The organism is Luteolibacter ambystomatis (assembly GCF_018137965.1).
Classification (GTDB): domain Bacteria; phylum Verrucomicrobiota; class Verrucomicrobiia; order Verrucomicrobiales; family Akkermansiaceae; genus Luteolibacter; species Luteolibacter ambystomatis.
Map to the genome: position 1 here is coordinate 3,179,549 of NZ_CP073100.1, position 25,106 is coordinate 3,204,654.

The 25,106-nt window shown below is 63.0% G+C and carries 10 protein-coding genes; 5 read left to right on the forward strand and 5 right to left on the reverse strand.

Features of this window, described 5'->3' with window-relative positions; genetic code table 11:
- The first annotated feature begins 41 nt into the window (after window positions 1-41).
- From KBB96_RS12095 to KBB96_RS12115, 5 genes are all read left to right on the forward strand, one after another.
- Complete coding sequence (locus KBB96_RS12095; protein WP_211629702.1) at window positions 42-1,874, forward strand: non-ribosomal peptide synthetase; 1,833 nt, start codon at window positions 42-44, stop codon at window positions 1,872-1,874.
- Window positions 1,871-10,834: a hybrid non-ribosomal peptide synthetase/type I polyketide synthase gene (locus tag KBB96_RS12100; RefSeq protein ID WP_211629703.1), complete on the forward strand. Its 8,964-nt coding sequence runs from the start codon at window positions 1,871-1,873 to the stop codon at window positions 10,832-10,834. The genes KBB96_RS12095 and KBB96_RS12100 overlap by 4 nt, the downstream gene beginning before the upstream one ends.
- 7 nt (window positions 10,835-10,841) lie before the next feature.
- The gene (locus KBB96_RS12105; RefSeq protein ID WP_211629704.1) at window positions 10,842-14,852 is read left to right on the forward strand and encodes a non-ribosomal peptide synthetase; all 4,011 of its coding nucleotides are present in this window, start codon (window positions 10,842-10,844) and stop codon (window positions 14,850-14,852) included.
- Between the two features lies 1 nt (window position 14,853).
- Complete coding sequence (locus KBB96_RS12110; RefSeq protein ID WP_211629705.1) at window positions 14,854-15,531, forward strand: 4'-phosphopantetheinyl transferase family protein; 678 nt, start codon at window positions 14,854-14,856, stop codon at window positions 15,529-15,531.
- 750 nt (window positions 15,532-16,281) lie between these two features.
- On the forward strand, window positions 16,282-16,812 hold the full coding sequence (locus tag KBB96_RS12115; protein WP_211629706.1) for a hypothetical protein: 531 nt from the start codon (window positions 16,282-16,284) through the stop codon (window positions 16,810-16,812).
- Window positions 16,813-16,821: 9 nt separating this feature from the next.
- Here KBB96_RS12115 and KBB96_RS12120 read toward each other — a convergent pair whose 3' ends face one another.
- From KBB96_RS12120 to KBB96_RS12140, 5 genes are all read right to left on the reverse strand, one after another.
- Window positions 16,822-17,433 carry a DUF4919 domain-containing protein gene (locus tag KBB96_RS12120; RefSeq protein ID WP_211629707.1) on the reverse strand — a complete coding sequence of 204 codons (612 nt, stop codon included), beginning with the start codon at window positions 17,431-17,433 and terminating at the stop codon, window positions 16,822-16,824.
- 113 nt (window positions 17,434-17,546) lie between these two features.
- Entirely contained in the window at window positions 17,547-20,177 is a 2,631-nt protein-coding gene (gyrA, locus tag KBB96_RS12125; protein WP_211629708.1) for a DNA gyrase subunit A, read from the reverse strand.
- Window positions 20,178-20,242: 65 nt separating this feature from the next.
- The gene (gene gyrB, locus KBB96_RS12130; RefSeq protein ID WP_211629709.1) at window positions 20,243-22,777 is read right to left on the reverse strand and encodes a DNA topoisomerase (ATP-hydrolyzing) subunit B; all 2,535 of its coding nucleotides are present in this window, start codon (window positions 22,775-22,777) and stop codon (window positions 20,243-20,245) included.
- Window positions 22,778-23,363: 586 nt separating this feature from the next.
- Entirely contained in the window at window positions 23,364-24,452 is a 1,089-nt protein-coding gene (locus KBB96_RS12135; protein WP_211629710.1) for a ribonuclease D, read from the reverse strand.
- Entirely contained in the window at window positions 24,445-25,083 is a 639-nt protein-coding gene (locus KBB96_RS12140) for a hypothetical protein (RefSeq protein ID WP_211629711.1), read from the reverse strand. The genes KBB96_RS12135 and KBB96_RS12140 overlap by 8 nt, the downstream gene beginning before the upstream one ends.
- Between the last annotated feature and the right edge of the window lie 23 nt (window positions 25,084-25,106).

Here is a 25,106-nt window from a genome sequence, read left to right on the forward strand (position 1 = left end):
CGATTGACCCTGCGGTTCCTCACCCCCTCCCCCAAAAGGTCATGTCGGCCACCCCTGCTCTCCCCGGGCACGACACCCCTGCCCTCGCCCCTCTGCCGGGCATTCCTCCCTGTCCCCTCTCGGACGAGATCGCTCTCGTTTCCGGAGCTTCGTCGCTCACCTATCGCGAACTCGCGATCCGGGTACACGCGCTTTCTTCCTTTCTCCGCACGCACGGCGTCGGTCCTGGCGTCCATGTGGGCGTCGCGCTGAACCGTTCCATCGAGCTGATCGCCGCGATTCTGTCGGTTGTGGAAGCGGGTGGCGCCTACGTGCCGCTCGATCCCTCCTACCCGCAGGCGAGGCTCGATCATATGGTGGCCACTTCGGGCCTGAAATGCATTCTCACGCTGCGCGCTCACACGGGACTCTTTCCAAACACGGACTGCGTGGCGCTGGATGAGTTCGAGGTGAACTCCGTGAGCGGCGACATGCCGCCTGCCGCCAACGGCAACGACCCGCTCTACGCGATCTTCACCTCCGGCTCAACCGGCCAGCCGAAAGCCGCGTCCGTCTTCCGCCGCGGCTTTTCCAATCTGGTGGCTTGGTATGCGAAGGAACTCTCACTCGGCCCGGACGACCGCTCACTGGTGATCAGCTCGCCGAGCTTCGACCTGACTCAGAAGAATTTCTTCGCCCCGCTGGTGACCGGCGGCCGGATGATCCTCGATGACTGCCAGACCTACGATATTTCCCGTATTTCAAAGCTGATCCGCGACCACGGCGTCACGTTGGTCAACTGCACGCCGAGCGCCTTCTACCCGCTGGTGGACGCTGCGGCAGCGGATGGCTACGCGGCACTGGCCACCCTGCGCTGGGCCGTACTCGGCGGGGAACCGATCTCGATCCCACGCCTTCGCGACTGGCTGGAGCATCCCTCCTGCCGCGCCGAGATCGTGAACACCTACGGTCCCACCGAGTGTACGGACATCTGCGCCTTCCACCGCATGCATCGTGGCAATCTCGATGCGTTCTCCTTCGTGCCGCTCGGCCGCGAGGTGCCGAATGTTACTGTCACGATCCGCGATGAAGACCTTTCGATCCTGCCCGATGGCGAGCTCGGCGAGCTGTGCATCAGTGGCGCGGGCGTCGGCGGCGGCTATTTGAATGATCCCGTCCGCACGGCGGAACGCTTCGTGCAGGACCACACGCTCTATAAGACCGGCGATCTCGCCAAGCGTCTGCCCTGCGGCACGCTGGAGTTCCGCGGTCGCGCCGACCATCAGGTGAAGGTGAACGGCTTCCGCATCGAGCTCGGCGAGATCGAGATCGTGCTCAACCGCCACGCTGCGGTGAAAGAAGCAGTGGTGATCGCACGTGACCAACGTCTGATCGCGCACGTCCAGAATGAATCTCCGGTGGAGGCCGCCGCCCTGCGCGAGCATCTCGCCACCGCGCTGCCCGCTTACATGATCCCGGGCGAGTTTCATTTCGTCAGCGTCTTCCCACTCACGCCGAACGGGAAGGTGGACCGGCTGGCGCTCGTAAACAACGGACACGCGGTAGCTTCCACACCCATCGCCCCGGCCAGTGACCCACATGAGGCGCGTATCCTCTCGATTTGGTCGGAGGTGCTGGAATGCCCGGTCTCTGATCCGACCGCGAACTTCTTCGACCTCGGCGGCACTTCGATCCTGCTCGCCGTGGTGCATGTGAAACTCCGCGAGGCCACCGGCCGCGACATTCCGATCACCGAGCTTTTCGCCCGTCCGAGCGCCCGCACGCTAGCCGGGTATCTCCAGCCGCAGGCCGCCCCCACGGCCAATTCCACCGCCCAGGACCGCGCCCGCATGCAGCAAGCGGGGATGGCCCGCTTCCGCCGCTCCACCCGATGAACGAGGAATTTCAAGAACCCGAAGCCATCGCCGTGATCGGCATGGCAGGTCGTTTCCCCGGTGCGCAGGGACCGGACGAGTTCTGGCAGAACCTCATCACCGACAAGGACTGCATCACCCGCACCGGTGTCCGCACCGATGCCGAGGGTCGGAAGTACGTCGGAGCCCGTAGCACGCTGGAGTCGCCCGATCTCTTCGACGCCTCGTTCTTCGGCATCTATCCAAAGGAAGCGGAGCTGATGGACCCGCAGCACCGCATCTTCCTGGAATGCGCGTGGGAGGCACTCGAACACTCCGGCCACGATCCGGCGGCGTTTCCCGGCATGATCGGCGTCTATGCCGGTCTCAGCCTGAACACCTACCTGCTGCACAATCTCGGCAAGGCCCGCGATCTCGCCGCCAACTACCAGGTGGCCGAGTACCAGACGATGCTCGGCAACGACAAGGACTTCCTGCCGGTCCGCGTGTCCTACAAGCTGAACCTGCGCGGCCCGAGCATGGCGATCCAAACCGCCTGCTCCACCTCGCTCGTCGCCATCGCCCAGGCCGCCACCGCATTGCTGACCTATCAGTGCGACATGGCGCTGGCGGGCGGTGTCTCGATCAGCTTCCCGCAGATGCGCGAGTATCTGTTCACCGAGGAAGGCATGGTTTCGCCGGACGGCACCTGCCGCGCCTTCGACGCGAATGCAGCAGGCACGGTCTTCGGCAGCGGCTGCGGTGTGGTGCTGCTCAAGCGCCTCAGCGAAGCCATCGCCGACCGCGATCCGATCCTCGCCGTGATCAAGGGCTGGGCCGTGAACAACGATGGCTCCGACAAGATCGGGTTCGCTGCTCCCGGCGTGAACGCGCAGGCCGATGTGATCGCACTGGCCCAGGCCGCCGCCGGAGTGCATCCGGAAGACATTTCCTACATCGAGGCCCACGGCACCGGCACGCCGCTCGGCGACCCCATCGAAATTGCCGGTCTCACCAAGGCCTTCCGAGAAGGTGGTGCACAGGGCAACGGCTACTGCGCCATCGGCACCGGCAAAACCCACATCGGACATCTCGATGTGGCCGCCGGTGTCACCGGGCTGATCAAGACGATCCAACAGTTCCGCCACGAAAAGATTCCCGCGCTACTGCACTTCCAGGCACCGAATCCGCGCATCGATTTCGCCAACAGTCCGTTCGCGCCGGTGCAGCGCGAGTTGGAATGGAAATCGAACGACAAGCCGCGCCTCGCGGGCATCAGCGCCTTCGGGGTCGGTGGCACCAATGCCCATCTCGTCCTTTCCGAACCGCCGACACCGCAGCCAGCCACTCCGGTGCGCAAGCAGCAGTTGCTGGTCCTTTCCGCGAAGACGCCGACCGCGCTCGATGCGATGGCGTCGCGACTCGCGGATCATCTGCTGAAGGAAGCGCTCGTACTCGGCGATGTGGCCCACACGCTGACCACCGGACGCCGCGGCTTCCTGCATCGTCGTGCGGTCGTCGCGGCCGATGTTTCCGAGGCAATCGCGAAACTGCGCGAGACCACTTCTTCCGCCCAGGCTCTTGCCGCCGCACCGCGCGTCGCCTTCCTGTTCCCCGGCCAGGGCAGCCAGTATCAGGACATGGGCCGCGATCTCTATCAGAGCGAGCCTGCATTCCGCCAAGCCATCGATGAATGCGCCGCCCTGCTCCAAGGCCATCTCAATCTCGACATCCGCGCCACGCTGTATCCCACCGATGCCGATCGTGAGGAAGCGGGCAAGCGCATCCACCAGACGTGGCTCACGCAGCCCTGCATCTTCGTCGTCGAATACGCGCTCGCGAAGCTGTGGATGTCATGGGGTGTCACGCCTTCCCTGTTGATCGGCCATAGCATCGGCGAATATGTCGCTGCCGTCTTGGCAGGCACGTTCACGCTTGCCGATGCGCTCAAGCTGCTCTCGGTGCGCGCCCGCTACATGCAGGATCTGCCGGGTGGCGGCATGCTTGCGATCCGCCAAGGAGCCGATCAGCTCACGCTACCAGCAGGCATCGAGATCGCGGCGATCAACAGCCCGCAGCTCTGCACCGTCTCCGGCAGCCACGAAGCCATCGCCGCCTATCAGGCTGAACTGGAAGCAAAAGGCGTGGTAAGCAAGGTGCTGAAAACCTCGCACGCTTTCCACTCCGCCGCGATGGAACCGATTGTCGCGCCCTTCACCGCCGAGGCCGCGAAGATCCCCGCCAACCCGCCATCGATCCCGTGGATCTCGACCGCAACCGGCCAGCCCATGGATGCCGCCACTCTCGCCGATCCCGGCTATTGGGCGCGCCAGCTCCGTCACTCCGTGCGCTTCAGCGATGCGCTTGCCACCGCGTTCACGGAAACGGGCCTGCTGTTGCTGGAGGTCGGCCCTGGTCAGGCACTCGCGCCCTTTGCCCGCCAGCATCCGGCACGCGCTACCACGCCGGTGGTTTCCACGCTGCCGTCTTTCTCGCCCACCACCGATCTCTCCGACCTCCTCACCGCTGCCGGGGAGCTTTGGAAAAACGGCGTGTCGATCGATTGGTCGGCGCTCTCCGGCGGAGTGCCGCACAACCGCGTCCACCTTCCCACCTATCCGTTCGAACGCCAGAGCTTCTGGATCGATCGTTCGTGCGAGCCCGTCGCCTCCATCCCATCCGTGGCTGCGCCGGGTCTTCCGTCTCCTGCTGCTTCTGTTCCACCCCCTCCCCCACCCGCAGTCATGTCCACCTCTACTGACCGCAAACCCGAACTCTCCGCCCGGCTCCGCGCCGTGGTGCTCGAACTCTCCGGCATGGCCGTGGAGGACGACAAGGCCACCTTCACCGAGATCGGATTCGATTCCCTTTTCCTCACCCAGGCCAGCCAGGCGATCCTCACGAAATTCGGTGTGAAGGTGACGTTCCGCCAGATGCTCGGCGAGCTGTCCTCCGTGGCCGCGCTGGTGAACCATCTCGACAAGGAGATGCCCGTCTCCGCACCGACGGCTGCGCCAGCTACGACGTCTGCCGTAGTTTCAGCGCCTGTTGTTGTTCCGCAAGCCGCCGGCAGCTCGCCCATCGAGCAGCTCATCGCGAACAACATCCAGCTCATGCAGGCATTGCTGGAAAGCCATCGTGCGGGCAACGCTCCGGCGACAGCACCAGCACCCGCTTCCACCCTGCCGGTCGTCCAATGGCCTGCGGACAAGCCGCGCACCACCGCAGCCAACAGCCGCTTCGGCCCCTACAAGCCCATCGAGAAAGGCGAGAAGGGTGGGCTCACCGCCACCCAGCAAAGCTCGCTCGACGCCCTGATCGACCGCTACACCCGCAAGACTCCGGGTTCGAAATCCTACACCGCCGAGCACCGCGGCCACTACGCCGACCCGCGCGCGGTCGCGGGCTTCAAGTCGCTGTGGAAGGAAATGGTCTATCCCATCGTCTCTCAACGCACCAAGGGCGCGCGGCTGTGGGACATCGACGGCAACGAATACGTCGATATCACCATGGGCTTCGGCACCTACTTCTTCGGCCACTCGCCGGAGTGGATCACCGAAGCCATCGAGACCCAGCTTCACACCGGCATCGAGATCGGGCCGCAGTCACCCATCGCTGGCAAGCTCGCCGGAGCCATCTGCGAGCTGACCGGCATGGACCGCGCGACGTTCTGCAACACCGGCTCCGAGGCGGTGATGGCCGCCATGCGCCTGGCCCGCACGATCACCGGACGCCAGCGCATCGCCTACTTCACCGGCGACTACCACGGCATGTTCGAGGAAGTGCTGGTGCGCGGCGCGTGGATCGATGGCGTCTACAAGGCCCAGCCGATCGCTCCCGGCATCCCGCAGAATCTGGTCGAGAACATGCTGGTGCTCGATTACGCCGATCCCACCTCGCTGGATATCCTGCGTGCCCACGCCCATGAGCTGGCCGCCGTGATGATCGAGCCGGTGCAGAGCCGCGCGCCCGGCCTCCAGCCGCGCGAGTTCATGCACGAGGTCCGTGCCATCACCCGTGAGGGCGGTGCGGCGCTGATTTTCGATGAAGTCGTCACCGGCTTCCGCTGCGCGCCCGGTGGAGCCCAAGCCTACTTCGGCGTGGAAGCGGATCTCGCAACCTACGGCAAGGTCATCGGCGGCGGCATGCCCATCGGTGTGCTGGCCGGAAAGCGCGAATACATGGACGCCCTCGATGGCGGTGCATGGAACTACGGCGACGATAGTTTCCCGGAGGTCGGCGTGACATTCTTCGCGGGCACCTTCGTCCGCCATCCGCTGGCGCTCGCCGCCGCCTGGCGCGTGGTGCAGCACCTCAAGGGCGAAGGCCCGCGCCTCCAAATTGACATGGAGGAACGCGTCAGCCGCCTGTGCCGCACGCTCAACGATCACTTCGATGCCATCGGCGTGCCGCTGCACATCCCGCACTTCAGCGCCTACGCGGTGATCGAGCACGCGCCCGATCTCAAATACGCCAGCGTGCTGTGGTATTTCCTCCGTGAGCGTGGTGTCCACGTTTGGGAAGGTCGCCCGCTTTACTTCACCACCGCCCACACGGACGAGGATCTCGATCTCGTCGTGCGCGGTTTCGTCGGAGCCGTGGCGGACATGCAGACCGCCGGTTTCTTCCCGGCCTCGCATGAAGGAGCGCCTGTCGCTCCGGAAGCCTTCCCACGTCACGACAGCTCGCCGAGCACCGAGGCCCAGCGTGAGATCTTTCACGCGGTCCAGATGGGTCCGGAAGCGAATGCCTCGTTCAACGAATCGAACCTGATCCGTTTCGATGGTGTCCTTGAGCCGGAGGCTTTGAAAACCGCGGTGCTCGATCTTGTCGTGCGCCACCCTGCTCTTCGCAGCACCTTCAGCGAGGATGGCACCACGCAGCTCTTCCATCCCGCGCCACGCGAGTTGGAGATCGTCAGCCACGATCTGACCGTGCTCGCGGATGCTGAAAGCCAGTGGGAGGACATCCGCCGCGAGGAATCGTTACAGCCGTTCGACCTCGTCACCGGTCCGCTGGTGCGCGTCCACCTCGCACGCTTCGCCGAGGATCGCCATGAATTGCTTTTCACCGCCCATCACCTCGTCTGCGACGGCTGGTCGTTCGGCATGCTGATGGCGGAACTCGCCACCGCCTACGATGCCCGCAAGGCCGGTCATCTGCCGAAGCTTCCGCCCGCGATGCCCTTCGCGGAGTATGCCCGCCATGAAGTGGTCACCCGTGATTCGCAGGAGACACTGGATGCCGAGCGCTTCTGGGTTTCGAAGTTCGAGCAAGGCGCACCGGTGCTGGAGCTTCCCGTCGACCGTCCGCGTCCGGCGGTGAAGACGTACGCCGGCTCAATGGAATCCATCGAACTGGATCCGCAACTCTACGTCCGCCTCAAGAAGGAGTCTTCGAAGCTCGGCGGCACCCTGTTCGCCACGCTGCTTTCTTCCTTTGCCACGCTGCTGCACCGCCTCACCGGTCAGGATGACGTGGTGATCGGCGTTCCCGCCGCAGGCCAAACCCGTATCGGCCGTGATGAACTCGTCGGCCACTGCCTGAACTTCCTGCCACTGCGTCTGAAGCCCGCAGGAGATCGTTCGTTCCGCGAGTTCGCCACCGAAGTGAAGGACGAGGTGCTCGAAGCCTACGACCACCAGAACTACACCTTCGGCAGCCTGCTCAAGAAGCTCACGCTGCCACGCGACACCAGCCGCCTGCCGCTGGTCACGGTGATGTTCAACATCGACCGCTCCGGTTTCGACCAAGTGCGCTTCGACAAGCTCACCTTCGATGTCGAGACGAACCCGAAGCGCTTCGTCAACTTCGACCTGTTCTTCAACCTCTCGCAGTCCGACCAGCGCATGGTCGTGGAGTGCGAATACAACACCGACCTCCACGATGCGGCGACGATCCGCCGCTGGCTCGGTGCTTTCGAACAACTCATCGGCAGCGCGATCGCAAAGGGCGACTCCACGCTCGACGAGCTTCCGATTCTGGCACCCGCCGAGCGGGAACAAACGCTCGGCGAATGGAATGCGACCCAACGCGACTATCCGAATGCGACCGTGGATCAACTCGTCTCCGGTCCTGCCGATAAAACCGCCATCCGCTGCGGGCAGCAAACGCTGACCTACGCCGAGTTGGAATCCCAAGCCACCACCCTCGCCGCACGCCTCCAGGCGTCCGGCGTGAAGCGGGGCGATCTCGTCGGCATCCACCTTGAACGTTCCACCGCCATGGTCACCGGCCTGCTGGCGATCCTGAAGTGCGGGGCCGCCTACGTGCCGATGGACCCCGCTTTCCCGGCCGAACGCCTCGCGTTCATGGTGGAGGACGCCCACATGCCGGTGATCCTCACGCAGTTCTCGCATCGTCACGCGCTGCCACCGACGACCGCCAAGCTCATACTCATCGATGATGCGCCGAACGGAGAAACGTTCACTGCTGTCGAACGCCATCCAGAGGATCTCGCCTACGTGATCTTCACCTCCGGTTCCACCGGTCGTCCGAAGGGAGTCCGCATCCCGCATCGCGCGGTGGTGAACTTCCTCCAGTCGATGCGCCGCGAGCCCGGCCTCACCGCCGATGACGTGTTGCTCGCGGTCACCACGCTGTCCTTCGACATCGCTGGCCTCGAACTGTTCCTGCCGCTCACCACCGGCGCCACCGTGGTCATCGCCACGCGCGACACCGTGATCGATGGCCATCTGCTCCAGCAGGAGATCGACCGCCACGCCATCACCGTCCTCCAGGCCACGCCTTCCACCTGGCGTTTGCTATTGGAGGCGTCATGGCCCGGTAAATCCGATCTCAAGGTCCTCGTCGGCGGCGAAGCCGTGCCACGGGACCTCGTCAACCGCCTGGCCCCGATCTGCAAGGAAGCGTGGAACGTCTACGGCCCCACCGAGACCACCATCTGGTCCACCACGATCCGCCTCCATGAGGAAGACGGTCCGGTGTCCATCGGTCGCCCCATCGACAACACCCAGGTCTACATCGTCAATTCCGCCTTCCAACCGCAACCCATTGGCATCGCCGGTGAACTCCTCATCGGTGGCGATGGCCTTGCCGCCGGTTACCACGATCGTGACGACCTCACCGCCGACCGTTTCGTTTCTGTCTCTCAACTCTCAACTCCAAACTCTCAACTACTCTACCGTACCGGCGACCTCGCGCGCTGGCGTGCGGATGGCACCATCGAGTGCCTCGGCCGCATGGACCATCAGGTAAAAGTCCGCGGCTACCGCATCGAGCTGGGCGACATCGAGTCCCACCTCGAACAGCATCCGGATGTGGAGCAAGCCGTCGCCCATGTTCATGATGGACGTCTTGTCGCCTACCTCCGCACCAAGGGAGCCCCGGCCGCGTCCGAAGACACCGCCATCTGGCAGGACCAGTGGGACATGCTCTACAGCTCGGCCATCAGCCAGTCCGGCTCCAGCAAGCTCGACAACCTTGATGCGGTGATCACTTCGTGGGCGGGACTGGAGAACGCGGGCGAACAGGTCTCCGAGTGGATCGACACCACCGTCGAACGCATCCGCAGCTACGGCTCGCGCCGTATTTTCGAGATCGGCTGCGGCACCGGCCAGATTCTCTCGCGTCTCGCGCCCGAAGCGGAAGCCTACTGGGCTGCGGACATCTCCAAGGTCGCGGTCGAGGCTCTCCAGAAGCATGTGCCGCTGGCTCAGGTGAAATTGTTCCACCGCCCCGCGGATGATTTCTCAGAACTTACCGCCGGAAGCTTCGACACCGTCATCATCAACTCAGTGGCGCAGTATTTCCCGAACGCCGCCTATCTCCAGCGCGTGCTGGAAGGAGCCACCCGCCTGCTCAGCCCCGGCGGACGCATCTTCCTCGGCGATATCCAAGGCAATGCGCTGCTCTCCGCCCATCATGCGGAGGCTTTGCGCGAGCGCGCACCCGCAGGCACCACCTGCAAGCAGCTCCGAGAGAAGATCAACCAACGCCTCGCGCAGGAAACCGAGCTTTCCGTCGATCCCGCATGGTTCGATCAACTCGGACTGCCTGGCATCAGCCATGTCACCATCCAGCTCCGCCGCGGCCGCATCACCAACGAAACGACCACCTATCACTACGACGTGGTTCTCCATGCCGATCCGGCACCGGCCACCCTCGCGATCACCCAATGGCGCGATTGGCAGCGGCTCAATCTGGAGCAGTTGGAAGCGATGCTCGCCGGGCAACCGGAGCAACTCGCCTTCACCCGCATTCCAGATGCCCGCTTGTCGAGGCCGTTGACCTTCCTGCGCCAGCTTCTCGATGGCGAAGCCGATGCATCGCTGCCCGAATGGCCCGGCTCGCCATCGTTCGCGGTGACGGCGGAGGAGCTGTTCGCGGTCGCCATCCAGGCCGGATACCAAGCCTATGTGCAATGGCACACCGATGGCACGGATGGCCTCTTGGATGCCGTGTTCCTGCCTGCGGAAAACACCGTTCTTCCACGCCACCTCAGCCACGCGCTGGCCAAGCCCGCCTTCTCGCTCGTCAACACTCCGACCCACGACCAGAAGGGCGGCAACGATGCCGTGATCCCCACACTGCGGCGCCACCTCGCCTCGCAGTTACCGGACTACATGATCCCTTCGGTGTTCGTGATCCTCGCGAAGTTTCCGCTCACACCGAATGGCAAGGTGGATCGCAAGGCCCTCCCTGCTCCCGATGCTCCGGTCCATGCCACCACGCCACGCGAGATCGTCGCACCACGAAATGACACCGAACGCGAACTGGCCTCGATCTGGCAACAGGTGCTCGGCTTGGAGAACATCGGCATCGAGGACGACATCTTCGAGCTCGGAGGTGATTCGATCCTGATCTTCCAGATCACCACCCGCGCCAACCGTGCGGGGATCGCGCTCACCCCCGCGCTGGTCTTCCGCCTCCGCACCATCGTAAAACTGGCCGAGGCGGTCGCAGCCACTCCTGCCGGACCCGTCGCCACCACACCGACCATCCAGCGCGTGAACCGGGATGCCTACCGACGCAAACTCTGAACCCGCCATGAACCCGCTTCCGGCAGATTCCGAAACTCCCTCGTCCGACTCCATGGCGGACGAGGTGCTGGCATTCCCCGCGTCACCCGCACAGGAGGCGTTCTTTTATCTTGAGCAACTCTTCCCGAGTCATCCGGCATTCAACGTTCCGGTGCGGTTCCGTCTGGATGGCGCGCTCGACCTCGCCTTGTTGAAGCGTTCCTTCGAGGCCCTGGCGTCGCGCCATGAAACGCTGCGGACGTCGTTCTCCGAACAGGACGGCAAGCTCCAGCAGATCGTGGGCCCGGAGCAGGCGGTGCCGATGCCAGTCACGGACATTTCTCATCTGTCCGGCGCGGAACTCGATGCGGAGATCGACCGCCTCGGTTCCTTGGAAGCCCGTGCGCCCTTCAAGCTCACCCAAGCCCCGTTGTTCCGTGCCAGCGTGCTCGTGATTGGCCCGGACCGCCACATCCTGCAAATCACCATCCACCACGCGGTGAGCGATGGCTGGTCGATCGGCATCATCACCGACGAGCTGGCCGCGTTCTACAACGCCTTCCTGCAGGACGCCGAACCCGATCTCGAGCCACTCGCGGTCCAATACGCCGACTTCACCATCTGGCAGCGCGAGTTTCTAGAGGGCCCCGAAGTCGCGGCCCATCTCGACTATTGGAAGAAGCAGCTCGATCACTACGCCGAACTGGAGCTGCCCACCGATCGCCCGCGCCCTGCTAACAAGTCATGGGACGGCGACATCGTCTCACGCATTCTTCCCGCCTCGCTCAGCGCGAAGGTCGCGGCTCTGTCCCGCGAACAGGGTGCAACCATGTTCCATGTCTTCCTCGCCGCCTTCAAAGCGGTAGCCAGCCGCTACACCGGGCAGGATGACATCGCTGTCGGCTCGCCGGTGGCGGGCCGCACCAACGCGGAACTGGAAGGCGTGATCGGCACCTTCATCAACAGCGTGATCCTGCGCACGAATCTCGCCGGTGATCCATCATTCCGCGAGCTGCTCAATCGCGTGCGCGACAGCGCCACCGATGCCATCGCGCATCAGGATCTGCCGTTCGAAAAACTGGTGAAAGCCCTGCAACCACGCCGCGATCCGGGCCGCAATCCGCTGTTCCAGATCAACTTCACCCACCAGCGCGACTTCGTGCGCCCGGTATCCTTCGGCGGCGCTCGGCTCACCGCCTTTCCCTCGCGTTCGCCCGGCGCGATCTTCGACCTGCACTTCTTCATGGTGGAACGTGCCGATGGCTGGCGCGCGTCCTGCGATTTCGCCCGGGATCTTTTCGACCGCGAGACGGCGCTGCGCCTGCTCGATCATTTCGAAACGCTGCTGGAAGCCGCCACGGCCACACCGGATCGCCCGCTCTCCAGCCTGCCGATCCTCACACCGCCGGAAATGCTCCAGTTTGAGGATTGGTCCGGCAAACGCCCTCTTTATCCGGCGGATGAAACGCTCGGCAGCCTGTTTCTGCAAAGTGCCCGCCGCCATGCCGACCGGACGGCCCTTTCCTACGACAAACGCAGTATATCCTACCGCAATCTGGCTCATGCCGCCCTCTCCATCACCGACAAACTCACGGCGAATGGCGTGAAGCCCGGCGACCATGTCGCACTCTGCGCTCCTTCCGTGCCAGAGATGATCGCCGCCCAACTTGGCATCGTGCTGGCAGGCGCATCCTGCGTGCCGCTCGATCCGGACTACCCGGTCGACCGCCTGCGCTACATGCTCGGGGACTGTGCGGCTCCGGCGCTGCTAATCGCTTCCTCGCTGAAGGATCGTCTGCCAAACGGCACGGCCAACGTCATCGCGCTGGAAGCCATCGCCACCGGCACCACCGCGGAGATTCCGGACGCTCCAATCCACGGAACCACCGCGGATTCCATTTCCCACGTCTTCTACACCAGCGGCTCGACCGGCATTCCCAAGGGCGTGCAAGTCCGGCATCGCGGCATCTCGCGGCTGGTTCACGATGGCGGCTTCATGGAGTTCGGGCCGGAGGATTCGTTCCTCCAGGCCGCGCCCATCTCATTCGATGCCGCCACGCTGGAGATCTGGATGCCGCTGCTGCACGGTGGCCGGGTGGTGCTCGCGGGCGAGGGAGGCACCACGCTTACCGGCATCGCACGGGCGGTGAAGGAAGAAGGCGTCACCTGCCTGTGGCTTACGGCGGGCTTGTTCCAGTCGATGATCGACGAGCACGCCGCCGAACTACGAGGACTGAAGTATCTCCTCGCCGGCGGTGACGTGCTCTCCCCGGGTCACGTGAAGAAAGCTCTGGAGACACTTCCCGATACCAGGCTGATCAACGGTTACGGTCCGACCGAAAACACCACCTTCACCTGCTGCCATCGAATCACCGCGGACGATCTCAAGCGCCCTTCGATTCCCATCGGCCGTCCGGTTTCCAACACCACCGTCCATATTCTCGACGAAAGGCTCCGGCCCGCTCCCATCGGTGTACCCGGCGAGCTCTTCACCGGTGGCGACGGGCTTGCCGCAGGCTATCTGCACCAGCCGGAACTCACCGCGGACAAATTCATCGGCGGTCCCTTCGGAGCTCCCCTCTACCGCACCGGCGATCTCTGCCGCTGGCTGCCGGATGGGACCATCGAGTTTCTGGGCCGCCGTGATCATCAGGTGAAAATCCGCGGCTTCCGGATCGAGACCGGCGAAATCGAAACCGCCCTCGCCGCCCATCCCGACGTCAACCAAGCCAAGGTGGCTGCACGTGGTGCGGATGCCGGATCGAAGAAGCTGCTCGCCTGGATCACTCCCTCGGGCACCACGGCACCGGATACCACGGCGATCCGCGATTTCCTCAAGGAACGCCTGCCCGCCTACATGGTTCCGGCGGCCATCGGGGTGATCGGACGTTTCCCGCTCAATGCGAACGGCAAGATCGATACCAAAGCCCTGCCGGATCCATCGCTCGGCAACAATAGCGCCACCAATCTTCCTACCACGGAAACCGAGAAACGCCTCGCCGCTATCTGGCAGGAGCTTTTGGAAATCCCCGCTGTCGGCATCGATGACGAATGGTTCGATCTCGGCGGCCACTCGCTGCTGGCGCTGAAACTCTTCTCCCGCCTACACCGTGATTTCGATCAAAGCCTGCCGCTGGCCACGCTGATCAGTCATCCCACCATCCGCACGCTCGCCGCGGTGATCTGCCCGGAGGTCAAAAAGGAGATCGCTCCAACTGCGGAAGTCCAGGGGGCAGCGCTCATCGTCACACTCAACGAAGGCAGCCGCATCCCTCTCTTCGCCGTCCATGGCGGTGATGGCGCCACCCTGTTCTACCGCGAACTGGCCTCCCTGCTGAGGGACCGGCCCTTTCATGCGATCGAATCCCTCCAGCTCAATCACAGCGGACCGCTTGAGGTCGGCTCGATCGAAGAAACCGCTGCGGCTTACATCGAGGTCATGCGTCGCATCCGCCCGCAGGGTCCCTATTGCCTAGCCGGGTATTCATTCGGCGGCCTCGTGGCCTGGGAGATCGCACACCAGCTTGAGAAAGTCGGTGAGGGCATCCCGTTCGTCGCGCTCTTCGATACGGCGAACCCGGTCGCCTATGCCCGGAAAAACAACCCGCTCGAGCGCGTCCGCTCATTCTGGGATCAGCACTCGGACCTGCCGGTTACGGAACGCGCGGGTCGTCTGGCCGCACGCTTTGTCGAAGGCACGCGCACCCACTTCCGCGTGAAGCGCGAGAGCGCCGAAGCCGCCATCGCCGGTCCGGCCGAAGCCCACACCGATCTCCGCCGCGTCCAACTCCGCGAGGCCCATGACGAGGCGATGCAGCGTTACCAGCCGCCGCGGCTCTCCGGTGCTGCGCATCTCTTCAAGGCCCGCTTCACCGGAGACAAGGTGGAGATGGCGGCGGACTATGGTTGGACTCCATTCTGTGAGAGTCTGACGATTCGCGAGATCCCCGGCCAACATCTCACACTCTTCGATCCGGAGAATGTCGGAGAATTCGCGCGTTCGCTTGATGCCGCGCTTCAATCCTGCGACCCGCGCTGACATGCCCGCACCGCTTCCAGGCACACTGCAGATCCACATCATCCGTCCCGGTGATGTGCCGCAGGATCTTGTGGAGCATTGCCTGACGGATGCAGACCAGAAACGGGCCGCCTCATTCCGCTTCCCCGAGCACGCCTCACGTTGGAGCCGCTACCGGGCAGCGCTGCGGATGATTCTGGCGGAATGCACCGGCGATACACCCCGGCAATTACCGATTTTCGAGGGAAAACATGGCAAACCGCAGCTCCGGGACCACGCCTTGCATTTCAATCTCTCCCACGATGACACGCTCGCGCTGGCCGTCCTTTCGGTGGATGGCCCCGTGGGCATCGATTTGGAAAGCCGCCATCGCGCGAAAGACCTGCCCGCCTGCGCGGAAACCTTCTGCCATCCGGAAGAACTCGCCTCCGGTCCGGATGATGCGGCTTTGCTGCGTATCTGGACAGCCAAGGAAGCCTGCGTGAAGGCGAGCGGCACCGGCTTCACGGTATCTCCCTGCGAGATCCGTGTCGTGGAAGACGGAGTGTTGGATGCCTCCGGCGTGACGTGGCCACTGCTCCGCTTGGAGCATCCGGCTTTGGCCGGACACCTCGCCCACGTTTGCGCCTTGCAGATGCCTGCCTTCATGGAGATTCTTGACGAGCCGGTGGCTCATCGTTTCACCGCCGCCACGTCCTGACTTTCCATGGCCGAGGTTCTTCAATTCCACTGTCCTGCCTGTGGCGGTCTGCTTCAGATCCCCGCCAGTGGAGCTGGCATGCGCGGCCCATGCCCTCAGTGCCATCATCCGATCATCGCCCCGGATCCACTCCGTGGCATCCCGGCCTGCGTGCTCGCCGTCGCACCGCCGCCAGCGGTTCCGGAATCCCAGGTAGCAGAACCACCGCCCGCTCCTGTGGCCACGGAAGAAATTCCGATCGCCACCATTCCGCACGCATATGCCGAATCTCCGGCTCCGGTTGCACATGTCGGACCTATGGCAGCTCCCGCACCCGTGCTCGAAACGCCACGGCCTGTCATCCCAGAACCTCCACCCGCACCAGCTACAGCCGATCCTGTTGCACCAGCCCCCCTTCCATCACCTCCCGCACCCACGTCTTCGCGCCTGGGGCTGGCAGCGGCTCTTTTGATCGGAGGGCTGGTGGCCGTACTCGCCTTCGCCGGTGGTTACCAGAGCGGGCATCAACCCGTTTCCAGTGCGCCCTCTTCAGTGGCCGCGCCTTCCACAGTCACCTCACCGAATCCAACACCGCACGTCGAACCCGTTGCTCCGAAAGCGAAGATCGTGGACGAACCGTCATCGGAGCCCCCATTGCCCTTCGCCCCAACCCTGGCGGCACCCCGCGCGGCTTTGGAATCCTTTCTCACAGCACCCGATTGGACCAAACGTGCTGAATTCGTCCTCTATCCGGATCGCGTTCGCCCCCGCATGCAGGCCTACTACTCGACTCATCCCGACAAGCCCACGCCTTGGTCCAAGCTGGAGGTCGAGCATTGCGAGGTAGTGGATTCCACCGGCTTCCTGCTTTCCGTCTTCCGCGTCCACACTGCCGCGTTTCCCAAGGGCTATCCGGTGGCCGTTGCTGAAACCGCTATAGGCTGGCGTGTCGACTGGGATTCGTTCATCGAGTATCAGGACAACCTTTTCCAACAGTTCATCGCAGCGACGGGAGAGGGCAAAGGGACTTTCCATCTGATCGTGCGACAATCCCCGGAACCAGCGAAGACGGCGGGACGGATTGATTACGAAATCATCCCCTTCACCGCACCAACGGGCGCGGCTCAAAAGGCCGGTGTCGCCAAGGATAGCACCGCCGCCGCCCAGCTTGCCCAAGTCACCCAGGATGGCAGCGTCGCCACCCTGGTCCTGGAGCTCGCCCGTCACATGAATCCGGATGGGACGAAGCGCCTGGATATCCTCTCCGTGCCCGCCACCAACTGGCGGCCACGGGAGGAATGATGGCCAGGCCTATTTCTTCTCCAGTCCCCGTCGTCCGGCCTCCATCGCAAGCGCGACGTTGAAGTAGATCGTCCCCTCCTTTCCTCCCGGCATCTTGCACACCATCTTGTCGCACGGTCCATCCACCAGACTCTGACTGGAAAGCTCCGCGCCAAAATCGCGGAGGATGGCATACTCCTCCGCAACCGCGATCACCTTGAAGCCGGTCTTCGCGGTTTTCCCATCCCCGGAGGCAATGACCGACTGCATCAATCCCGTCGAGAAGTAGGAATGATACATGTAGCTCTTCAAATCTCCCAACCGGCGGGCGGCCGCCGCCCGCAGCATATGAGCCTCGGCATCCACAGGGCATCCTTCCAACCACTTCCCGGACAATTCGAAGGCTCTCTGGTAACCGCCTTCCTTGAAGGCATCGAACAGCGCATCACGCTTTTCATCCGTAGTCCAATCGCCCGCGAAATCCGGCCTCTTGGCATAGTCGAGGCGCAGCTTGGTGAAGTAGGAAACATCCGCGGAAGGCAACTCCACCTTTTCCACGGAAGCAGATGGTTTCGCCGGAGCATCAGGCTCGGCCGCGAGAGCACCCACCAGGAGAAACGGCAGAAGCAAACAACTCTTCATGATGCCCGCATGCCTATCACGGCACGCGGGAAACCGGGAGATAAAAGCGATCCCGAAATGGAAACGGCGGACCTCCCGGTCCGCCGTTCAATAGTCAGCTTGGCTGCGGATACTTATTCGCCTGCTTCATCCGCAGCTGCATCCGGTTCTTCAGAGGCGCCATCTTCGCCCGAAACTTCATCCGCGTTCGCAGAGGAATCCTCGCCGTCCGGAATCACTTTCGAAATGTCCTGAAGCTTCTCGCCTTCGCGCAGCGTGAGCAGTTTCACGCCCTGGGTGTTGCGGCCGGCCTCACGGACTTCCGCGACGCGGATGCGGATGCTCTGGCCGCTGCTGGTCATGAGCATCAGTTCGTCCTCTTCCGTGACAGTCACCGCACCGACCACCGGGCCGGTCTTGTCCGTCACCTTCATGGTGATGATACCCTTGCCGCCGCGCGATTGCTTGCGGTACTCGTCGAAGGCGGTGCGCTTGCCGATGCCGTTCTCCGAGGCCACCAGCAGGGTGGAGCCCTCGGTGACCAATGCAAGGCCGACGACGAAGTCGCTTTCCTCCGGACGGATGCCCGCGACACCGGCGGTGTTGCGGCCCAGCGGGCGGGATTCATCCTCGTGGAAGCGGATGCTCATGCCCTCGTGGGTCACGAGGATCACGTCATCGCCACCGCTGGTGAGACGCACGCCGATGAGTTCGTTGTTCTCCTCCAGGTTGATGGCGATGATGCCGTCCTTGCGATAGTTGCGGAACTCGTTGAGCGCGGTCTTCTTCACCTTGCCCGAGCGGGTGGCGAAGAACACGAAACCGGCGTCCTCGCGGAAGGTGACATCGTCACCCTTCTCATCCGTGGCGCGCTCAAGACGCAGCAACGCGGCGATCTTTTCCTCCGGCTTCAGGTTGAGAACGTTCCGGATGTTGCGACCCTTTGAAGTACGGGAACCTTCCGGCACCTCATACACGCGCTCGACATAGACGCGGCCCGTGTTCGTGAAGAACATGAGGTAGTCGTGCGCCTGGACGCTGAAGAGATGCTCTACGAAATCGTCCTCGTCATCCTTCGAAGCCGCGCTGCGCGTCTCCATGCCGCGCAGGCCCTTGCCACCGCGGCCCTGCACGCGGAACTCGCTGGCCGGGGTGCGCTTGATGTAGCCGCGGTGCGAGAGTGTGACGATCATCGCATCGTTCGCGATCAGGTCCTCGATGGCGATCTCTCCTTCTTCCGGAAGGATCTCGCACTTACGGGGAGTGGCGTACTTGCCGCGGATGGCAAGCAGCTCATCCTTGATGATCGTGAGCACACGGATCTCGCGGGCGAGGATGTCGAGCAGGTCCGTGATCTCGGCGAGCACGCCGTTGTATTCGGACTGGATCTTGTCTTTCTCCAGCGCGGTGAGCTGGTAGAGGCGCAGTTCCAGGATCGCATTGACCTGACGCTCGGTGAAAATGTAGCGACCACCCTGCACCCCGGCCTGGCCGCGGATCAAGATGCCGATCTTCTCGGCCGTCTCCTTGCTGAAGCTGTAGGCGGCGAGGCGCTCGCGGGCTTCGTCGCGGTTCTTCGAAGAACGGATAATGTGGATGAAATCGTCGATGTGCTCCAGCGCGAGCAGGTAGGCTTCCAAAAGCTCGGCACGCTCCTCGGCCTTGCCGAGCAGGTAGCGGGTGCGGCGCACGATGACCTCGCGGCGGTGCTCGATGTAGCAATCGATCGCCTCCTTGAGCGAAAGCAGTTTCGGGCGGCGATCGTGGATCGCCAGCATGTTCACGCTGAAGCTCGTCTCCATGGAGGTGAGCTTGTAGAGCTGGTTCACCACCACCTGCGGACGGGCGTCGCGCTTCAGCTCGATCTCGATGCGTGTCTCCTCATCGGAAAGGTCGCGCATGCCGGAGATGCCGGTGAGGATCTTCTCATTCACCAGCTCCGCGATGCGCTCCTGGAGCGTGGCTCGGTTCACACCGTAGGGAACCTCGCGGATGGTGATGAGGGACTTTCCGTTGTCCATCTCCTCAATCTCCATCTTGCCCCGCATGCGGATGGAGCCGCGGCCGGTGCGGAAGTATTCCTCGATGCCGCGCACGCCGCGGATCTCGCACGCCACCGGGAAGTCCGGGCCTTTGACGTAGTGCATCAGCTCCGGAAGCGTGATCTCCGGATGGTCCACCTGCGCGCAGATGGCATCCACGATCTCGCCGAGGTTGTGCGGCGGCAGGTTGGTGGCCATACCGACCGCGATGCCGGTGCCGCCATTGACGAGCAGGTTCGGAAAGGCGGAGGGAAGAACGGTCGGCTCGGTGAGGCGTTCGTCGTAGTTCGGAACGAAGTCGACGGTGTCCTTCTCCAAGTCCTCCATCATCGCGAGGCCGAGGTGCGTCAAACGTGCTTCGGTGTATCGCATGGCGGCCGGCGGGTCGCCTTCCACAGAGCCGAAGTTGCCCTGGCCGTCGATGAGGCGCTCGCGCATCGACCAGTGCTGGCCCATGTTGACCAGCGTGGGATAGATGACGGCTTCACCGTGCGGATGGTAGTTACCGGAGGTGTCACCGCAGATCTTCGCGCACTTGATGTGCTGCTTGCCGGGCGCGAGGTTCAGCTCGCGCATGGCGAAAAGGATGCGGCGCTGCGAAGGCTTCAAGCCGTCCCGGACATCCGGAAGCGCGCGGGAAATAATCACCGACATCGAGTAATCGAGGAAGGACTTCGAAAGTTCCTCGGCTACGTTGATCGGCTTGATGTGGTCGTCGGACATGGAAATGGGAAGTGACCGGTGATCAGTGGACAGTGATCAGAGGGAAGAAAACAAAAGGGGCGGGATCAGACGTCGAGGTTTCTAACGTTGAGCGCGTTGTCCTCGATGTAACGTTTGCGGGGTTCGACGATGTCGCCCATCAACCTGTCGAACATGAGGTCCGCCTCGACGGCGTTGTCTTCGTCCAACCGCACACGCAGGAACTGGCGCTTGCCGGGGTCCATGGTGGTCTCGAACAACTCCTTGGCGTTCATTTCACCCAGACCCTTGAATCGCTTGATCTGCACGCCACGGCGACCGATCTCGAGCACGCGGTAAAGGATGTCCTGAACGGAGAAGACGGGTGTGACGGACTGCTTCTCACCCTCGCCTTCGACGAGTTCGAACAGCGGCGTGTCCATGGAGAAGAACTGCTTGGTATCGAGACCCTTCTCACGCAGGCGCGAGAACAGCTTGGTGATCGCATGCGATTCGTGGAGTTCATGCAGCACCGCGCGGCGGCTGGGACCGGCCACGTGGGCGGTTTCATCCACGATCTCTCCGAACAAGCGCAAGTCGGGATTCTCCGCGGAGAAGGCGCGAAGCGCGGAGTCATCCGTGAAGTAATGCACCGATTCATCGTTGCCGACGCGCACTCGCACCATGTAGGTGGGCAGATCCTCGCCATTGCGGGCATCCAAATACGCCTGGAAGTCCCCACCGTTGCCACGGATGGAATCCACATAGCGTGAGAGCGAGGAAAGCGTCTCGAGGATCGACTTCAACTCCTCCACGTCAAACGAACGGCTGGCGTCTGCCGTCCGCAACGTCACGTCACCTGCTCCGAGATCGATCAGGATGCGGTTCAGGGATTCATTGTCCTGCACGTATTCCTGGCGCTTCTTGCGGGACACCAGGTAGAGCGGCGGCTGCGCGATGTAGAGGTAGCCGCGCTTCACCAGCTCCGGCATGTGGCGGCAGAAGAAGGTCAGCAGCAGCGTGCGGATGTGCGAGCCGTCCACGTCGGCATCGGTCATGATGACGATCTTGTGGTAGCGCACCTTGTCGATGCGGAAGGATCCCTCCTGCTCGCCATCGCCGATACCCGCGCCGATGGCGGTGATCATCGACTGGATTTCCTTGTTCTGGAGCGCGCGGTGGAGGCGGGCCTTCTCGACATTGATCAACTTGCCTCGCAGCGGCAGGATGGCCTGCGTGCGGCGGTCACGGCCTTGCTTGGCGGAACCACCCGCGGAGTCACCTTCGACAATGTAGAGCTCCGACTTCGCCGGATCACGCTCGGAGCAGTCCGCCAGCTTGCCGGGCAGGCCGCCGCCGGAGAGCGCGGACTTGCGGACCGTCTCGCGGGCCTTGCGTGCCGCCTCGCGGGCGCGCGCGGCGTTCACCGATTTCTCGATGATCCGCTTCGCAACGTTCGGGTTGTCCTCGAAGAACTGCATCAGCCCTTCGTAAACGATCGAGGAAATCACGCCTTCGATCTCCGCGTTCACCAGCTTGTCCTTGGTCTGGGAGCTGAACCGCGGATTCGGCATCTTGATCGAGATCACGCACACCAGACCCTCGCGGACGTCATCGCCGGACAGCGAAGGGTCCTTGTCCTTCAGGATCTTGTTGGCCTTCGCATACTGGTTGATGCCGCGCGTCAGCGCCGTGCGGAAGCCGGTCAGGTGCGTGCCGCCGTCCGCGTTCGGGATCGAGTTCGCGAAGCAGAGGATCTGATCGTTGTAAGAGTCGTTGTATTGGAACACCACGTCGGCGAAGACATCGTCGCTCGATTTTTTGCCGTCGTAGTCGATCTCCACCTGGCGCTTGCCAGTGAGGATCACAGGCTCGTGGATCACCGTCTTGTTCTCACCGAGCTGATGGACGAATTCCTCGATGCCCTTCGCGTAGAAGAACGAGGTCTTTCTCGCCGACTCCGGACGCTCGTCTTCGAGGTCGATGGTCAGGCCGGGATTGAGGAAGGCCAGTTCACGCAGGCGGGTGGCCAGGCGGTCGAACTTGAACTCGATGGTATCCACGAAGATCGTGGCATCCGGGAAAAAGGTGATCGTGGTGCCGGTGCGCTTTTCATCCACCTCGCCGACCACTTGCAATGGCTGGGTGGTCTTGCCCCGCTCAAAGGAAATCATGTGGACCTTGCCGCCACGGAACACCTCGGCCTTGAACCAGTCGGAGAGGGCGTTCACGCACTTCGCACCCACGCCGTGGAGACCACCGGAGTACTTGTAGGCGCCTTGGCCGAACTTGCCGCCGGCGTGCAGATTGGTCAGCACCAGCTCCACCGCCGGGATGCCGAACTTCGGATGGATGTCCACCGGAATGCCACGGCCGTTGTCCGCCACGGAAATCGAACCGTCCACATGGATCGCCACCTTGATGCGCTGGCAATATCCTGCGAGGTGCTCATCGATGGAGTTGTCCAGCACCTCGAACACGCAGTGGTGCAAACCACGCTCGTCCGGGTCGCCGATGTACATCCCTGGACGCTTCCGGACGGCTTCCAGTCCCTCCAGCTTGTCAATCTGGGCGGCGTCGTACTGCTGTTGGCTGGCGACCTGGGTTTCGGGCTTCGGAGGTTCGATCGGCGTCTCGGACATGGGCTGGGAAAAGGTCCGAAATCCCAGCCATTTGAACAAGGAATTTCCTCGAAAAAAGGCGTTAGAAACCCGCCAAAAAGATATTCATTTTCAACGAATTACACTTCTACGACCGCCCCAACCAGAAGATCAGCAGCAAGCACAGCCCGACCACCAGTCCGGAGGCTCCCAAAAAGCGGTAGAAGCCCTTCATTTCCTTCTCATTTTCATGCGAAAAATCCCGGATCACCTCCGGAGACACGCCTCGTGGTCCGCCCATCATTGCTTTCGCTCCCGGTGTTTTCACTCCCTGCTTTTTCAATCGCGGGATCACCGGAACCTTGTCACCAGCGGCTCCTTCCTTTTGCCCGCCCACCGGCATCGCCGCAAGAGATCCCGGAGAGCGAATCCACCCTCCACAAGCCGGACACGGCCCCGACATGGAAACCTCCCCCGCAGGCATCAGCAGCCGCACTCCGCACCCCGGACAACAAAATGCCCGCTTGCCAGCTTCACGACTCCCCGATCGCGGCAATACCTTTGCCATAACTCTCCGAGATAAACCACGAATCCGCGGCTTTCTCAAGAGAGTCGATTTTCCATTCTCTTATGGCTCCAGTCCGAGGCAGCGACGCTGCCAGCCAAGCAGAAGCTCGGCCGGAGCCACCTCCTCCGCCGCGATGCTTTCCAGAGACGCACGGGGAGCAATAAGAGAGCCGTCGATATCCAGATCCCGCGACACCTGATCGCGGGTCTTAAGCAACTGATCCAGCCGCCGGTCAAAGCCGGAATCCCTTCTTCTCCTACGGCCTCGCGGACGATCAGGATATCCCGACTCAGGCATGGCATCCACCGCCGCGATCGCCTCACGGAAACGGCGCACCCGGTCCGGACGGAAGTAAGACGGCAGCGAAATCTGACCACCGTCCGCCAAAGCCACGCTCCAATCCACCAGCAGGCGATTGGTGGCAACCATGAAGGAGGGACGGTCCCAGGCTTCCGCCTCCGCATCACGCCATTGCCAGACCGCCCGCAGATAGGCCAAGCCCTTGCCGTCAAGGCGGCCGGAGCCCTGGATCCGCCACGCATCCTCGCGCGAATCATCGCGCTCCAGGACACGCTTGCGAGCCGCCACGCAGCTTTCGTCAAACCATTCGAAGCGCCCTTTCGCCTTGAGTTCGGCGACGATCTTTTCGCCCATCGGCATGAGATAGCGCACGTCATTGAGCGCATATTCCACCATCTTTCCGGAGAGCGGACGCTTGCCCCAATCCGCTTTCTGCGAGGACTTCGAAAGCTCGATACCGAAGTAGTGCAACACAAGATCCGCCAGACCAAACTTCCGGGCTCCCAGCAAACGGGCGCCGATCTGGGTGTCATACACCGTGGCCGGCAAGGAGCCGAACTGGCGCCGCAGCATCGTCATATCATAGTCGGCACCGTGCATCCACACGACCGCCTTCGAGAGCAATGTGGCAAGCGCGCCCATCTCCTGAAGCGCGAGCGGGTCGATCAGCACACAACGCTCTCCGATGGCAAATTGGATCAGGCACAACGATTCCCGGTATCGATGGAGGCTGTCCGCTTCGGTATCCACCGCACACACCAAAGTGCCCGTCCCGGGAGCCGCGCTTCGGACCAGACGCTCCAGCCCCGCCGCATCCGCAATGATACTCTCGTGGTCGTCGTTACTCACGCTGGGCTGGGTTTTGCAACTTGGCTTCGGCTTTTTCCAGAATTTCCACATCATTTCCTTCGGATTCATTCCCGGTGACAAGGAAGCGGACGAGATCCATGGCTTCCCCGCGGGTGGATGCGTCCTTATTTTTCGCAAGAGCCACCGCTCCGGCAAGCCGAACCGGATCAGGACGGTTGTGAAAATCAGATAGCAGGATGGAAGCCAGTTCGGGAGGAAGCGCGGGATCGCGGGCAAGCGCCACCAACCCCTCGCCCTGGCCGTCCGGAGTCAACAGCACGGCATGCTCCAAAGCCTCGATACGCTCCTCCAAGGGGATGTCCTTCCGGCCGGCCAGATCCTGGAGCTTGACGGCCACGGCCGCATCATCACGGGTGGTATCGCGGAGAATGGCATCGAGTTGGGCGGAACCGGAAGATTGCTGGTCCTCCCGCACCCTTCCGCGCTCCGGGCGCTTGATCTGCCCACCCTGATCGCTCCCTGCCGCGGGCTTCACCTCCCGCTGGGTGGTGGCGCGCGGCAAGACCACGGAAGACGTTCCGGAGCTCTTCTGACGCGAAGTCAACAGGATGGCCAAGACAGCCAGCAGGCAAACACTCGCCGCGAGCAGCAGCTTCGAAGAACGGGACATGGACGGAAAAGTAATGATGGCTC

Bases quoted from the DNA above. Each gene is read 5' to 3' on its own strand.
- KBB96_RS12100 (WP_211629703.1), top strand. From the start codon at position 1,871: ATGAACGAGGAATTTCAAGAACCCGAAGCCATCGCCGTGATCGGCATG.
- gyrA (WP_211629708.1), bottom strand. From the start codon at position 20,177: ATGTCCGACGACCACATCAAGCCGATCAACGTAGCCGAGGAACTTTCG.
- KBB96_RS12095 (WP_211629702.1), top strand. From the start codon at position 42: ATGTCGGCCACCCCTGCTCTCCCCGGGCACGACACCCCTGCCCTCGCC.
- KBB96_RS12115 (WP_211629706.1), top strand. From the start codon at position 16,282: ATGCAGGCCTACTACTCGACTCATCCCGACAAGCCCACGCCTTGGTCC.
- KBB96_RS12110 (WP_211629705.1), top strand. From the start codon at position 14,854: ATGCCCGCACCGCTTCCAGGCACACTGCAGATCCACATCATCCGTCCC.
- KBB96_RS12140 (WP_211629711.1), bottom strand. From the start codon at position 25,083: ATGTCCCGTTCTTCGAAGCTGCTGCTCGCGGCGAGTGTTTGCCTGCTG.
- KBB96_RS12105 (WP_211629704.1), top strand. From the start codon at position 10,842: ATGAACCCGCTTCCGGCAGATTCCGAAACTCCCTCGTCCGACTCCATG.
- KBB96_RS12120 (WP_211629707.1), bottom strand. From the start codon at position 17,433: ATGAAGAGTTGTTTGCTTCTGCCGTTTCTCCTGGTGGGTGCTCTCGCG.
- gyrB (WP_211629709.1), bottom strand. From the start codon at position 22,777: ATGTCCGAGACGCCGATCGAACCTCCGAAGCCCGAAACCCAGGTCGCC.